The sequence below is a fragment of the Hoyosella sp. YIM 151337 genome (assembly GCF_026041215.1).
In the GTDB taxonomy this organism is placed as follows: domain Bacteria; phylum Actinomycetota; class Actinomycetes; order Mycobacteriales; family Mycobacteriaceae; genus Hoyosella.
Genome location: NZ_JAPEIQ010000021.1, coordinates 197,281 through 212,008, shown reverse-complemented (window position 1 = coordinate 212,008; position 14,728 = coordinate 197,281). Strand labels below are relative to the sequence as shown.

Below are 14,728 nucleotides of genomic sequence, written 5' to 3'. Positions count from 1 at the left end.
GCTGCTGCTGTACCGTGTCAGTGCCGCGCAGATTCTCACAGCCCATCAGAGTCTGACGTGAGCTGGATACTTCGCAACGAAGCAAGGAGAAGTGCCGCTGATGAGCGCCACAAAGGTCGCCCACTGGGCGGATCTGCAGCCTGAACAACCGACGTATGCACTTGTCGCGAATGTCGACCTAGTGGTTATCAGACATCACGATGACGCGGTCTCCGTCCTGTATGGCCGCTGCCAGCACCGTGGGGCACTGCTCTCGGACGCCACTGTGCGGAATGGGCGTTTGACATGCGGCCTGCACGGGTCGACGTATGACTCCAAGAGTGGAATCAACATCCACTTCAAGGGTGCCGATCTGAAGGCTTTCGATGCCTGGGTCGAAGATGGCGGTGTGTGGGTGAATTCGGATGATGTGGTGCGTTGGGAGCGCAGCAACCCACAGAAGTACAAGCGCAACGGTTACCAGGGCTTATACGCTGACTTCACAGGCGCTCCGGAGGAACCGTACAACCGCGAGATACGGGATTTGGCTGCGCACGGGCTGACAAAGGTGGGGCACCACGGTCAGGTCGAGGCGATGGGGGTTCCCCGCACGGAACTGCCGTCCTGGGACGACTTGCAGATCCTTACCGCTCAGCTGGCGAAGCCACCGCTGCTGGACGACGATCCCGTGGGGACCGGAGTAGTCGTCGGTCCCGGCGCGGCCCGGCCGCTGCGGCTTGATATCCCGATCTTCGTGTCCGACATGAGTTTCGGCGCGCTTTCCGAGGAAGCGAAGACCGCCCTTGCTCGGGGAGCGGAACTCGCCGGTACGGGAATCTGCTCCGGAGAAGGGGGCGTGCTGCCGGAGGAGAAAGCAGAAAACACCAGGTACTTCTACGAACTTGCTTCCGCCAGGTTCGGTTACTCGGAAGAACTCGTCAAGACGAGTCAGGCTTTTCACTTCAAACTTGGCCAGGCAGCGAAGACCGGTACGGGTGGGCACCTGCCCGGGCACAAGGTGAAGGGCAAGATTGCTGCTGTTCGCGGCCTAGAAGAGGGTGTTTCCGCGATATCGCCCGCGCGCTTTAAGGATTTGACGACGGTCGCCGACTTCAGGGAAGCCGCGACGGCGATCCGCGAGTTGACCGAGGGGATACCCATCGGAGTGAAACTCTCGGCGCAACACGTCGAACGCGATATCGATGCGGCCGTTGACGCTGGCGTCGATTACATCATCCTCGATGGGCGCGGTGGAGGAACCGGCGCGGCACCGCTGCTGTTCCGCAATAACATCTCGGTGCCGACGATTCCCGCGCTGGCCCGTGCTCGCCGCCATCTTGACATGCTCGGTGCAGACGGCGTCACCCTCATCATCACCGGTGGGCTGCGCACACCCTCAGATTTCGTCAAAGCGCTCGCTCTGGGGGCGGATGCGATCGCTATCGCCAACTCCGCGATGCAAGCAATCGGGTGTCTTGGCATGCGCGCTTGCCACACCAACAAGTGCCCGGTGGGAATCGCGACTCAGGATCCCCTGCTGCGGACGCGATTGCCGGTCGACGAGGCTGCGCATCGTCTGGCACGGTTCCTGTCAGCTTCGGTTGAACTGATGCAGGTGATGGCCCGTGCTTGCGGTCATAGCCATGTCAGCGAGTTCAGCGCAGACGACCTCGTGGCGTGGAAGAAAGAGCTCGCGGACCTTTCCGGTGTCGCCTATGCCGGAATGGCGGGCCGCTATTAGGGGCGAGAATTCACTTTTTCGCCCAGCGCAGCGAATGTGGTCTGTACTTCATGAAACGCCGCAGCCGCGCAGATTTCACCGCTTTGATCGTGAAAGCAGGATGGCTGCCCAGAATCTCCGCGAGGTTCCCGTCGACCAGCGTGTCGCCGCCGCGCGCTGCGCTGGTCAGCCGGGCTGCGGTGTTCACAACCGAGCCGTACAGGTCGCCGTAGCGAGCCAGCGCCTCGCCGTAGGCCAGCCCTACGTGGAGCAGGGGCAGAGATTCGTCCGCTTCGGTGGCTTCGTGGAGTTCGAGCGCGATCCGCGCGGCGGAGGCAGGCTGCTCGACAGAGAACATGATCTCGTCGCCGACGTTCTTGATCACGGACCCACTGTGGTTGGCAATGATCGATGTGACGGTTGACTCGAACGATTCGAGGAGTTCAGCGAGCCCAGTCACATTGTTGAGACGAGTGAGGTCGGTGAACCCGACCATGTCGGCGAAGCCGACCACGAGAGATTGGCTGGAAGTGTCCTCACCGGGGCCAGCGAGGTACCTGGCGGCACGAGCTGCGAGATGCCGGCGCCATACGTAAGTCTGGAGGGAGTGAGCAACCGGAACCCATTCTTCAACGAGGTCTGCCGCATCATCGAGTATTTCAACAGGTGAGATCGGCGGATTGACTTCCATGCGTTCCCTTACGAGGTCAACCACCAGTTCGTTGAGGAGGGGCAGCTGCCATTCCGCAGTGCGGGAATACATTTGCCCCAAAGCACGAGTCAGACCCACCGCAAGATCGTGATTGAGCAGGCCAGCATTCTCCAGGTTCGCCACTGTTCTGAGCGCATCAACGTCACTCTCAGTGAACAGCACAGCTTGTTCATGTTCAGGACTGGCAAATCCAAGAGCCCGCCACAGCGTGCGCGCGTACTCCGCAGTGACGCCCGCTCGTTCCGCAACCTGCGCACGCGTATACCTGCGTGCCTCGCCGAGCAGGCTTTTCTCGACCTCCGCCTGGATGAGCCGCATGATCAGCGGACGCGGTTCCGTGTGCTCCATTCCGCTTTTCGTGCGCCGCGGCACGATGAAGAGCGGCTCGGTCGGCGCGTTCGCGTTCACGATGTCGTCATTCGATGCCATGTGAAGTGTTTCCCTGCGTTCGCGTCGGGTGGATGTCCGTTCCTATCGTCCGTGATCACCGCGGTCCTGTCCCGCATTGCGCGACATCTGTCGCCGAATCCACCCTAGGGTTGATGCGCGGGCAGTGATTGTCATCTCAAGGTCGTAGCCGAACCGTAACAAGATCAGACGTGGGCCCGATGAGTTGGCCGTAGGCAGAAACTAGTTTCTACCTGGTAAAAAAAAGTACTCGTCGGGGGGTCAGGCTGTGGTTAACAGTGTCGGAGTAGTCACGGATGTGTGGGCGCAGGCAGATCCGATGATTCTGTTTGTGGCTGCCGGGGTTCTCGCGCTGTGCGCCAGCGTGTCGATGTGGGGAGCAGCTACTGATAAGGAGCGGCGCGCGCTGTGGCTCGTGCCGCTCGTCCTGATCGCCGTGGGCGCTGCGGGATTCGTCGCCTCGCTGCTCGTCAATGCGGAGAGCCTGCTGCCAGTTGTTTGGTCGGTGCTGCCGGAACTCAGCGCGATCATTGCCTTTGCGGCGGTGCCAGCAACCGCCTTTGTGGTTGTCGGTGCGCAAGGTGCCCGGGCGCTGAGTGCCGTGCTGAACACGGAGACTCGTCGCATAACAGCGGCCGCGTCATAACCGCGTTACGAATGCGATCACCGCGGGGCGGTCCGGCTCGAGGAATTCAAGGAGCCGGACCGCTTCTTTCTCCACGTACTCCAGCGATTCGGCGCTGGTGGTCGCGACCATGCGGATCCGCATCTCCACCGGGTCGCCCTTCTTGCCTGTAAGAATGCGGTAGCCGCCCTGGATGAACCCATCGACGAGAATGGGTGAAATGTTGCGTGTCTCGCCGTTCCAGAGCTGTGCGGAGATGTCACTAGCGACGATGCGCGCACGATCCTTGTGGCTCAAGTACACGTTGTCGTACCAGCCCAGGAACCGTACTGGTGCTTCGCTGTCCGGGTCGGCCAGTGCGCCGTCCTCCACGTCGTACAGGGTCTGACCGCTGGTGTTGAGGTAGGGCCGTATCCGCGGGCCCAGGTTGCTGATGAGTTCCGCCACCCCGGGCAGGCGCGACCACGCTGCGATGTCTTGCGTCGTCGCGGGACCGAATGCGGCAAGGTAGCGCGCCACGACTTCGGACGGCGGGTAGTCGCGGGCCAGGTCACGGCCAAGCCAGTCTTCGATGCGTGCCCAGGTGGGAGGGCCCGACGTGCGCCACAATCCGCGGGGCGGTACCTGGAGCACGGGAAGCTGGTAGTACCACGCTTGCGCGATCGCGCTGGGATCGCGGTCGGGGAAAGCCCGTTTCGCTGCGGCACGGACGTCCGCGGCGCTGAGCGGTGTATCACCGAACACAGCTTCGCCCTGTCGCCGGATCGTCTCGGGGGCAAGCCCGTCGAGAGCTCCGAAGAAGAATCCGGGGCGGTCGATAGCCTTCTCGAACTCCGGCTGAAAAATAGGCCGCATCCGCGCCGCGTCCTCGGCAGTGACGAGATGAATGGTGCCCCGCATGAGGGTTACCCGCACGAGCTCGCGCGATTCGAGGGTGCGGGACAGCGCGGCTGGATCAAAGCCACTGATACGGCTGAACATGCCGATGTAGGGCGGCAGTGAGTCCTGGGCCTGCAGGCCAACAAGATGGGCTGCCAGATCCTGCGGTGACAGTGGAGCACGGCGCAAAAGGTGTTGCCGCTGAAGCAGCGTCCGGTTGAGCACCTGGTCAGACAGGCGATCTGGATGAACCACCCAGTTTGTCCTTTCAGAGCATACTTACAGTGCCGCGTGTGTGCCGCCGATGCCGTGCAAGATTGCGTGCACTACAGCGTCATCCAGGTAATACCGCATGTTTCGCCCATCTCGCTGTACACGCACCCAATCATGGTGACGCAGCAGTCGCAGTGCGTGCGAGACAGCGCTGTTCGACATGCCCATCGCAGAGGCGAGGCCACCCACCGTGATGCCGGGCGCGCGGTGAATGGCGAGGAGTATCCCGAGACGGTTGGCGTCGGAGAGTAAATCGAAACGGCGCGCCCACCCGTCGAGATCGTCTACAGCTTCGATTGACGCGCGGGCCTCTCGTTCCAGCAGGCCGTCATCAGCAATCGGCTCGAGATCGGGTGCCATTCCCCTATTGTGCCGTGCGGGCACCTCAGATGGTGGCACACACCGATGGTTGCAGAAGTTGCGCGGCCCCAGACCAGCTGGGGGTCGGTCCGGGGCCGCGGGGGAAAGAGCAACGTTGATCTTTCACACCAATGAGGAGTGCCACGATCTCCACAATGAGACCTGGCTGTGAATCTCCTGTGGGTGAGTCTAGGGAACAAGAAGCGCCCCATGAGAAAAGTGCATGGGTGATTGTTTATGAGTTCAGTCACCCTGATGGTATTGGAAATTCAAAATCACATCGGCGGGCTTGTCGGGCGAATTATCTGGGGCTCACAATGTGACGACAGAATCGGACACGTCCAGATATGAACTGCATCACAGCTTCGAGTCGCTGGGTCGAGCGCCTGTCCCGTGCGTCGGTAACCTCTTACTGGGACCGCTAATCGGGCTTATATGGATATCTAATTCGTGAATGCCGCGTATCTTGTCGCGCCGATTGTCGGCAGACTTATCGCTATGGGGTTGCGGTTGCCGCCGCTCGTCGGCTTTTTGGTCGCGGGCTTCGTGCTCAACGCTCTCGGCTACGAGGAAACCGAGATGCTGCGCACGATCGCCGATCTAGGTGTGACGTTGCTGCTCTTCACGATCGGGCTCAAGCTCAATGTGCGTACGCTCCTGCGCAAGGAAGTATGGGGGACCGCCACCGCGCATATGGTCTGTTCCACCGGTTTTTTGATCGGCGTGCTCGCTCTGCTCAAGCTCGTGGGATTCGCGGCGCTGGCTGACGCGGACGTCAGGGTGCTCGCAATCCTCGGCTTTGCGCTTTCGTTTTCGAGCACTGTTTTTGTGGTGAAGATTCTTGAAGAGCGCGGTGAGACTCGCGCTCTCTACGGCCGTCTCGCAATCGGAATCCTGATCATGCAGGACATATTCGCGGTGGTCTTTATCACTGCGTCAACGGGCGAACTGCCAAGCCCCTGGGCGTTAGGCCTGCTCGCCCTCATCCCACTCGCCCCACTTCTGCGCGGCCTGCTGGAGCGCGTCGGACACGGTGAAATGCAGGTGCTCTATGGTGTCGTGCTCGCGTTGGGCCTTGGGTATGCGCTTTTCGAGTTCGTGGGTATCAAGGGAGACCTGGGGGCGCTCATCATCGGCATGCTCCTGGCAACGCACCCCTCGGCCGCCGGGATGTCTCGTGCGCTGTTCAACATGAAGGAGCTCTTCCTCGTAGGATTTTTCGTCTCGATCGGTCTCGCGGATCTTCCGACGTGGAGTACCGCAGGTGTCGCCGCGCTGCTCGTACTCCTGATCTTCGCGAAAGGCGCGCTGTTTTACGCCTTTTTCAATCGTTTCCGGTTGCGTCGCCGCACGTCATTTCTGGGAGCTCTCGCGCTAACAAATTATTCCGAATTCGGCCTTATCGTGGCTGTACTGGCTGGCGCTAATGGCTGGCTGACGGATGACTGGCTTGTGACCCTTTCGATCGCGGTTGCATTGAGTTTCGGTGTGTCTGCGATTCTTAACCGGCGCTCGACTGCAATGTACGAAAAAATGGTCGACATCCTGCCTGCGCAAGACCCCGAACGCCTCAACTCGATCGACCGCCCGATCCACGTTGGTGACGCGGAAGCTGTAGTCCTGGGCATGGGGCGCGTCGGCCGGGGCGCCTACGATCGGCTCACAGGGGCATACGGGCTACATGTGCAAGGCATCGATACTGATGATGAGCGGGTCGCGGCACTGTCGGATCGTGGGTACAACGTGATTGAGGCGGACGCCACTGACCCGGATTTCTGGGAGAAGCTGACGATCGCTGAGACAGTCGACATTGTTATTCTGGCGCTCCCTCATCATGATCCCAACGTGGTGGCGCTCGACCAGCTACGAAAGCTGCACTACGACGGCGAAGTCGCCGCGGTAGTCCAGCATCGAGACGAAATCGAGTCGATCCGCGACCACGGTGCGGATGATGTCTTCCACCTTTATGCCGGTGCAGGGATCGCTCTGGCGGACGGCGCAGCGGAAGCGGCGGGCCTTGAGCCGCATTAGCTTCGTCAATCAGCCTCAGGCGCAGGCGCAGCGGGGTAAACAGCGTGGGCAGTATCGAAGCCTTTCAATTCAACTTCACGTGGATCACTGAATCGAACTTTCGTGTCGTCGCCGATCCCATTGCGCACGCGCCGGGTCACCAGCGTTTCACCGCCGTGTGCCTGATCTGCCACCCGCGCCGCGAGCGCGACGTTGCGTCCGAAGAGGTCATCCCCCCGGCGCACTGATTTACCCATGTGTATGCCAATCCGAACGCGCACGTCGTGTCTGCGCGCCCAACTCGCCTCGCCGAGCTCTTTTTGTATGTCCATCGCCGCGAGAACGGCCTGCCCGGCATCGGCGAAGGCAACCATAAAGCCGTCACCCTGGGTTTTGATGACGTGCCCCTGCTGGTTCTTGATGGAACGCCGGATGAGTTTGTCGTGTCGCTCAAGCAGGCGTACCCACGCACGGTCGCCGAGTTGTTCGTTGAGCGCGGTGGAGCCTTCGATGTCGGAGAAAAAGATGACCACTGTTCCGTCGGGGGTGAGGCGTGCGAGGTCGGGACGCTCGACTTCCGCCCAACTTGCTAGGTCTTCGATTGACGTACGGACCATCGCGCCAAAGCCCTTCTTGCGCACCAGGTCGGCGGTGTTCCAGACCGTCCGGACTGCTTCCCGGCCGCCGGAGAGAAGGCGCTGTGTGGCTGAGGTTTCTGCCTCGCGCTGCAGGGCTGCCAGCTCGCGGCGGGTGCGTACCAAAAGCACGCTCAGCACCACCGCTGCTGCGACGGCAATCAATGCGACCGCAATGAGAGCAATTTCAGTCATGGTCTCCTCGTAGTGCCGGACGCGAGTGCTGCGAACGAATAGTAAACGCGTGTACACTCACTCAGCAAGGAAAGCCTGAGTTAGATCGCTGTGAAGTGCAAAAATCAGCCTACTCCGGAAGTCTTGACGCCCTACAATAGTGGCACAAGCGTGCGCTTACATGATGGTAAAGAAGTATCGAGGGGGAGTTCCGACATGCCGCGACCGGCCGCGAAGACCGCTGAGTTGCATGCCCGCATCGAGGAACTCGAGCAGGAGAACGTCCGCTTGCAGCAACTCCTTGCGCAGCACATTGGCCGCGACGTAGCGAGTCAGGCCGTTGCGAGCAGCGCGGCGATCGGCGGGGAGACGAGATTTGTCGCCGTGCTTTTTGTCGATCTCGTTGGGTCGACGCATGCGGTGTCCACACAGCGGCCGGGTGATGTTGTGGCCATGCTCAACCGGTTCTTCGAAGTGGTCGTTGCCGTCGTCGAGCGGCATGGCGGTTTCGTGAACAAGTTTGTCGGTGACGAGGCGCTGGTCGTTTTCGGTGCGCCGGCGTACCGCGCGGATGCTGTGACTGGTGCACTGGTGACCGCTCGTGAACTCGCGCGGGAACTCAGCGACGTACCTGGCATCCGCGTGGGCATCGGCGTCTCAGCAGGCACCGTCCTCGCCGGTAATGTCGGCTCTGCCGACCGCTTCGAATACACCGTAATTGGCGACCCGGTCAACGAGGCGGCGAGGCTCACCGAACTCGCCAAGAAGCAGCCAGGCTCGATTCTGGCGTCGGCGTATTCGGTGAGTTTTGCTGCTGACAGCGAGCAAGGCAGATGGCAAACGGGTGAGCTTGTTAAATTGCGGGGACGCAATAAGCTCACGCGTCTCGCGTGGCCCCATGCGGAGTAGATCACCTCTATCCTGAGACCGTGGCGGACGACAGCAACGGCAGCACAGGCTCCACCGAACTTCTCGATGCGCTCACCGACTACATCCTCGAGCAATTGAGTGGTGACGCGTTCATCAAATGGGTGCACGTAGAGGTCGGCAATGCGCTCGTTGGAGCTCAGCGGATCACGCTCAGTGACGTGGTGACGCCACAGCAAGTGAGTGGGGCAGCCATCAAGTACGCGCTTGAATGGCGAATTGAAGGCACCATCCCGGAGCTTGTCGGTGATATTGCTGCCCGGATTCACGAACGTACCTTTACTGCGGAGGACGAAGAGGTCGACTTCGTCTCGGAACAGAGTTTCGAAGCGATCGCCGAGAAATTCATGTCGAATCCCGCGTTCCAGCGCGTGGTCGACCTGCTCTATCACAGCCCTGTGGTGCGCAGTTCCGTCGCGTGGTTCCTGTACCGGATGGCCGTGGATGTGCTGCAGCGTAATCGCACTTACGCGGAACGGTTGCCCGGGCTCGGAATGTTAGTCCGCGTCACCGAGTCCATTGGAGCGCGCGTCGCCCCCGGAGTTCCGGACACGCTTGACAAGTTCGCGCGTGAATTCACGGAACGCATCGTGCAGGGTGTCATTTCGCACGTCGACACTCCGAACATCAGCGATGCACGCGACCCCATCATCTCGGCTGCGATGGAGATGTTCGAGCAGCACAAGACTGATTCCTTCAGCGCGATCAACGCGGTGATCAGCGCGGACGATATCGAAGATTTCTTGACACTCGGCTTCGAATTCTGGCGCGAGTTTCGGGGCACGCGCTCGATCCGGACGGCGATTGAAGAAGGCGTCGGGGTGTTCTTCGCCAAATACGGGCAGCACACGCTCGCGGATTTGCTCGACGAGATCGGCGTGACACGCGAGGACATGATTGAAGAGGCCTTGCGCTTCGCGCCGAGGGTCATCGCGGTGTTACAGGAAAACGGAATGCTTGAGGACTTCATTCGCAGGCAGTTCAAAGACTTCAGCGAGTCGGAGCGCGTTCACAAACTGCTGAGGTAGTTCTTGCTCACCACGCGAAGGCCGACGCACGCTCCGCAAGATCCAAGACACCTTGCGGCAGCACACCGAGAACAACTGTGACGATCGCACCGGTTACGACCACTGCAGTCGTCATAGCTTTCGGTGCCACAACCGCGCTGTCTGCTACCGGGTCGGTGAAGAACATCAAGACGATCACGCGGATGTAGAAATACGCCGCGATGGCGCTACTGAGGACACCGATGATTACGAGCCCTGCCGCACCACCCTCGAGCGCCGCCGAGAACACGGCAAATTTGCTGATAAATCCGCTTGTCAGTGGGACACCGGCGAGTGCTAGCAGAAACAGCGCAAATGACCCGGCGATCAGGGGCGATTGCCTGCCCAGCCCAGCCCATGAGTTCATGTCGCCGGCCTCGATGCCGCCCTGGTCACGCACGAGACTCACGACCGCGAAGGCCCCGAGGGTGCTGAAACCGTATGCCACGAGGTAGAACGTCACACCGGGAACGCCAGCATCGTTAGCGGCAACGATCCCCGTCAAGAGAAAACCGGCGTGCGCCACAGAGGAATACGCAAGCATGCGCTTTACATCGGTCTGAGTCACCGCGATGATGGTGCCCGCGAGCATTGTCAGCGCGGAAACCGCCCACAAAATCGGCCGCCAGTCGACAGCGAGTTCCGGGAGAGCGACATAGAAGACGCGAAGCATCGCGCCGAATGCGGCGATCTTCGTGGCAGCCGCCATGAATCCTGTGACGGCCGTGGGGGCTCCCTGATACACGTCAGGTGTCCACATGTGGAACGGCACCGCACCTACTTTGAACAGCAGGCCCACGGAGAGCATCGCGATGCCGATTAAAATAAGCGGGTTGGCACCCTGCTCGTCTACCGCGGCAGCGATTCCCGCGAACTCCACAGTGCCCGCGTAACCGTAGATGAGCGCGACCCCGTAGAGGAAGAACGCGGAGGAAAACGCGCCGAGGAGGAAATACTTCAGGGCTGCCTCTTGGGAGAGCAGCCGGCGGCGCCGAGCCATGCCACACAGCACATAAAGCGGCAGCGATAGCACTTCTAACGCGATGAACATGGTCAGCAAGTCGTTCGAGGCGGGGAACAACATCAGGCCACCCACGGCAAACAAGGCCAGCGGGAAAACCTCTGTCTGCATCACCCCGGCTTTGGTCGCCTCCCGCTCTGTGACACCGCCCGGCACCGCGGATGCTTGTGGCGCGAAACCCTCCAGAACCACGACACTTTCACGGGATCGCTCGCCGAGGAGCAGCATCGACACCAGTGCCACCAACAGGATCACACCCTGCAGGAACAAGGCTGGGCCATCGACCGCGACTGAGCCCACTGCAGTGACCGCGCTGGTGCCGGCGAGCGTGAGTACGACGATAAAAGCAGCCACAAGCCCTGCGATGCTGAGGGCCATCTGCGTCACGTAGCGGTGACGTGCGGGCAGAAACGCCTCGACGAGAACGCTCACGATCGCGACGCTGAACACAATCAACATCGGTGCGAGCTGACTGTAGGCAATATCGGGAGTCACTGGTCACCACCTCCGTTCGACTGGCCACCAGCTACCTCGGGAGCTGGATCCGCGACGTGGATGGTGGTGAGCGTGTGTTCCACAGCGGGACTGATCACATCGAGCGCGGGCTTCGGGTACAGGCCGAGGAAGATGAGTACCACGATGAGGGGCCCCGCCACCGCCACCTCTCGCAGGTGCAGGTCCCGAATCTTCTCGTTTCCAGCGGTGACCGGCCCGCCCATCATCCGCTGATACGTCCACAAAATGTAGATCGCGGCGAGCACAAACGTCACTGTCGCGAATACCGCCGCCACCGGGTAGCGGCCGAACGTGCCGATAAGCACCAGGAATTCGCTGATGAAGGGTGCCAAGCCGGGCAGCGACAGAGTTGCCAGACCCGCTATGAGGAACGAACCTGCGAGAACTGGCGCAACCTTTTGCACTCCACCGTAATCCGCGATCGCTCGTGTGCCGCGGCGCGAAACCAGGAAGCCCGCGACAAGGAACAGCGCGGCTGTCGCCACGCCATGGTTCACCATATATAGCGCCGACCCGGCGTGGCTTTGGCTCGTCATCGCGAAAATGCCGAGGATAATGAAGCCGAAGTGCGAAATCGATGTGTAGGCAATAAGTTTCATCACATCTGTTTGCGCGATCGCGAGCACGGCGCCGTAGATGATACCGACGACCGCGAGTGTGATGATCAGTGGCGCGAAGGTCTGGGCGGCGTCGGGAAACAGTTGCAAACTGTAACGCAGCATCGCGAAAGTCCCGACCTTGTCGACGATCGCCATCATCAGCACCGCGCTGGCGGGTGTCGCCTGTACTGCCGCGTTCGGCAGCCACGTGTGGAACGGCCAGAGTGGTGCCTTCACCGCAAAGGCGAAGGTGAAGCCCAGGAACAACAGTTTCGCGATGGCGGGGTCAATGCCGAGCTCACCAGTTGACACAGCCGCGACGACAGTCCGGAAATCGAATGTGCCCCGGTCATTCTCGCCGATGTCAGCGGTGACAACGAACAAACCGATCACCGCGGCGAGCATAATCAGCCCGCCGAACAGGTTGTACAGCAGGAACTTCACTGCGGCTGCCGCGCGGTCCGGGCCTCCGAAACCTCCGATGAGGAAGTACATCGGGATGAGCATCGCTTCGAAGAAGATGTAGAAAAGCAGAATGTCCAGTGACGTGAACGTCACCAGTACCATCGCTTCGACGAGCAAGATGAGGGCAACATAGGTGTGCGCGGGGCGGCGCCTGCCGGGGAAGCCTTTTTCGTCGTCGCGCCACGCTGCGATGAGCAGCAGCGGTGTAAGCGCACCAGTGAGCAGCACAAGTATCATGCCGATGCCGTCGAGACCAAGGGTGTATCCGGCGCCCAGCGCAGGTATCCACGTCCGTGACTCGACGAACTGGTACTGCTCGCCGCCAGGTTCGAAACCCGCGACGAGAATCAGGCTGATGCCGAAGACCACCAGTGATGCCGCTAGCGCGACACCCTTAGCGGCCTGGCGTGCCTGCGCGGGCAGCAGCATCACCACGATGGCACCAGCCACCGGTGCCAGCCACAGCGCCGTGAGCCAGGGGAAGTTCGTCATAGCACCCCTCCCAGCAGCAGCGCGGCGATCAACAATGCCGCACCCACGAGCATGTACAGCGCGTACGAACGCGTGAAACCGGTCTGTATTCGCCTGACCTGACTAGAGACCGCGCCGACCAACGCAGAAACACCCCCGACTGCCCCGTCGACCACTTTGTCGTCAACCACAGCTGCCGCGCTGGTGAACTGCTGCCCCGGACGCATGAGGACCGCTTCATTGACGGCGTCACCGTAGAGGTCACGCCGTGCCGCGACCGTCACTGGCGAGACATCGGCGGGGGCCTCCACGGGCACGTCCTTCCCGGCGTACTGCCGCACGGCCACACCGACACCCACCACGACAACGCCCAAGGCCAGCGTCGTAACCACCCAGACGGGCACAACGTGTTCCCCATGGTGGCTCCCGACGACGGGTTCGAGGAAGTATGGCAACCTATCACCGACCGCGAGCACTGCACCCGACGCGACTGAACCTATGGCGATCAGGATCATCGGTGCTGTCATCACGCCCGGTGATTCGTGCGGTTTGACTGCCGGATCCCAGCGACGCTTGCCGAAGAACGTCAGAATCATCACGCGCGTCATGTAGTAAGCGGTGATTCCCGCGCCGAGCAGTGCGGCGCCGCCCAGCACCCAGCCTTTGATGCCGCCAGCATCAAAGGCCGCCTCGATGATTCCTTCCTTCGAGAAGAAGCCGGCGAATGGCGGGACGCCGATGATGGCGAGGTAGCCGAGCCCGAACGTGACGAACGTGATCGGCATGACAGTTCGCAAGCCGCCGAAATGGCGCATGTTCACCTCGTCGTTCATGCCATGCATCACTGAACCCGCGCCAAGAAAGAGCCCCGCTTTGAAGAAGCCGTGCGTGAGGAGATGCATGATCGCGAACGCGTATCCCGCCGGGCCGAGACCTGCAGCGAGCACCATGTAACCGATCTGGCTCATCGTCGACGCCGCGAGCGCCTTCTTGATGTCGTCCTTGGCGCAGCCGATGATTGCCCCGAAAAGCAAGGTGACGGCACCCACGATCACTACCGCCAACTGCGCGGTGGGGGAGAGGTCGTATATCGGGTTGGAACGGGCGATCAAGTACACGCCCGCGGTTACCATCGTCGCCGCGTGGATCAGCGCGGAAACGGGCGTGGGACCTTCCATCGCGTCGAGCAACCAGGACTGCAGGGGAACTTGCGCCGACTTGCCGCACGCCCCGAGCAAGAGCAGCAGGCCCAGCGCGGTGAGGACCCCGTCGCCCGCGCCATCGACGGCGCCGAAAACCTCGCTGAACGTCACCGTCCCGAACGTCACGAACATGAGCATCATCGCGATGGCGAGCCCCATGTCACCTACCCGGTTGACGACGAAAGCCTTCTTCGCCGCCGTCGCCGCCGTCGGTTTGTGCTGCCAGAACCCGATCAGCAGATACGACGCGAGACCCACGCCCTCCCAGCCGACGTACAGTCCGAGGTAGTTGTCCGCGAGTACGAGCAACAGCATCGCGGCAAGGAACAGGTTGAGGTACGCGAAGAACTTGCGCCGCTCCGGGTCATGGTCCATGTACCCGATGGAATAGATGTGAATGAGCGATCCCACACCGGTGATGAGCAGGACGAAGCACATCGATAAGGGGTCGAGCTGCAGCCCGAAGTCGACCTGCAGGTCGGCTACAGGCACCCAGCTGAACAGTGCTTGATGCAAGACACGATCGGTGTCGGCGCGGCCAATCATCTCGACGAACAGCAACAGACCCAGCACGAAGGAACCCAGCGCCGCCGCGCATCCGAGCAGGTGGCCCCATGGGTCGCTGCGCCGGCCCGCGAGCAGCAGAATTGCTGCGCCTGCGAGCGGAAGGCCAGGCAGAAGCCAGAGCATTGCGGTAAGCGAATCC

12 protein-coding genes are annotated in these 14,728 nt (G+C 61.3%); 5 read left to right on the top strand and 7 right to left on the bottom strand.

Annotation, left to right across the window (positions count from 1 at the left end):
• The first annotated feature begins 100 nt into the window (after positions 1-100).
• Positions 101-1,720: a glutamate synthase-related protein gene (locus ONR57_RS10520; RefSeq protein ID WP_265123289.1), complete on the top strand. Its 1,620-nt coding sequence runs from the start codon at positions 101-103 to the stop codon at positions 1,718-1,720.
• A gap of 10 nt (positions 1,721-1,730) precedes the next feature.
• On the opposite strand, the gene ONR57_RS10515 is transcribed toward ONR57_RS10520, so the two are convergent.
• Complete coding sequence (locus ONR57_RS10515; RefSeq protein ID WP_265123287.1) at positions 1,731-2,840, bottom strand: adenylate/guanylate cyclase domain-containing protein; 1,110 nt, start codon at positions 2,838-2,840, stop codon at positions 1,731-1,733.
• 247 nt (positions 2,841-3,087) lie between these two features.
• Here ONR57_RS10515 and ONR57_RS10510 point away from each other — a divergent pair, with 247 nt between their 5' ends.
• Positions 3,088-3,465 (top strand): hypothetical protein, encoded by a 378-nt coding sequence (locus tag ONR57_RS10510; protein ID WP_265123286.1) that lies wholly within the window; start codon positions 3,088-3,090, stop codon positions 3,463-3,465.
• Here ONR57_RS10510 and ONR57_RS10505 read toward each other — a convergent pair.
• Together ONR57_RS10505 and ONR57_RS10500 are read right to left on the bottom strand one after the other, a co-directional pair.
• On the bottom strand, positions 3,460-4,578 hold the full coding sequence (locus ONR57_RS10505) for a winged helix DNA-binding domain-containing protein (protein WP_265123284.1): 1,119 nt from the start codon (positions 4,576-4,578) through the stop codon (positions 3,460-3,462). The genes ONR57_RS10510 and ONR57_RS10505 overlap by 6 nt on opposite strands.
• Positions 4,579-4,602: 24 nt before the next feature.
• Positions 4,603-4,956 carry a helix-turn-helix transcriptional regulator gene (locus ONR57_RS10500; protein WP_265123282.1) on the bottom strand — a complete coding sequence of 118 codons (354 nt, stop codon included), beginning with the start codon at positions 4,954-4,956 and terminating at the stop codon, positions 4,603-4,605.
• A 450-nt stretch (positions 4,957-5,406) separates the two neighbouring features.
• Between ONR57_RS10500 and ONR57_RS10495 the strand changes: the two genes are divergently transcribed.
• Positions 5,407-6,987, top strand: coding sequence for a cation:proton antiporter family protein (locus ONR57_RS10495; protein WP_265123280.1), 1,581 nt, complete (start codon positions 5,407-5,409; stop codon positions 6,985-6,987).
• A gap of 5 nt (positions 6,988-6,992) precedes the next feature.
• On the opposite strand, the gene ONR57_RS10490 is transcribed toward ONR57_RS10495, so the two are convergent.
• Positions 6,993-7,796 carry an adenylate/guanylate cyclase domain-containing protein gene (locus ONR57_RS10490; protein WP_265123279.1) on the bottom strand — a complete coding sequence of 268 codons (804 nt, stop codon included), beginning with the start codon at positions 7,794-7,796 and terminating at the stop codon, positions 6,993-6,995.
• Between the two features lie 195 nt (positions 7,797-7,991).
• Here ONR57_RS10490 and ONR57_RS10485 point away from each other — a divergent pair, with 195 nt between their 5' ends.
• Both ONR57_RS10485 and ONR57_RS10480 read left to right on the top strand, forming a co-directional pair.
• Entirely contained in the window at positions 7,992-8,684 is a 693-nt protein-coding gene (locus ONR57_RS10485; RefSeq protein WP_265123278.1) for an adenylate/guanylate cyclase domain-containing protein, read from the top strand.
• A gap of 20 nt (positions 8,685-8,704) precedes the next feature.
• Complete coding sequence (locus ONR57_RS10480; protein ID WP_265123277.1) at positions 8,705-9,730, top strand: hypothetical protein; 1,026 nt, start codon at positions 8,705-8,707, stop codon at positions 9,728-9,730.
• Positions 9,731-9,737: 7 nt separating this feature from the next.
• Here the strand turns inward: ONR57_RS10480 and nuoN are convergent, their stop codons facing one another.
• From nuoN to nuoL, 3 genes are read right to left on the bottom strand one after another with little or no spacing between them, the layout of a single operon-like run.
• Entirely contained in the window at positions 9,738-11,264 is a 1,527-nt protein-coding gene (nuoN, locus tag ONR57_RS10475; RefSeq protein ID WP_265123274.1) for an NADH-quinone oxidoreductase subunit NuoN, read from the bottom strand.
• Positions 11,261-12,841: an NADH-quinone oxidoreductase subunit M gene (locus ONR57_RS10470; protein WP_265123273.1), complete on the bottom strand. Its 1,581-nt coding sequence runs from the start codon at positions 12,839-12,841 to the stop codon at positions 11,261-11,263. The genes nuoN and ONR57_RS10470 overlap by 4 nt, the downstream gene beginning before the upstream one ends.
• A complete protein-coding gene (nuoL, locus tag ONR57_RS10465; protein WP_265123382.1) occupies positions 12,838-14,712 on the bottom strand; it encodes an NADH-quinone oxidoreductase subunit L in 1,875 nt (624 codons plus the stop codon). The genes ONR57_RS10470 and nuoL overlap by 4 nt, the downstream gene beginning before the upstream one ends.
• Positions 14,713-14,728: the final 16 nt, after the last annotated feature.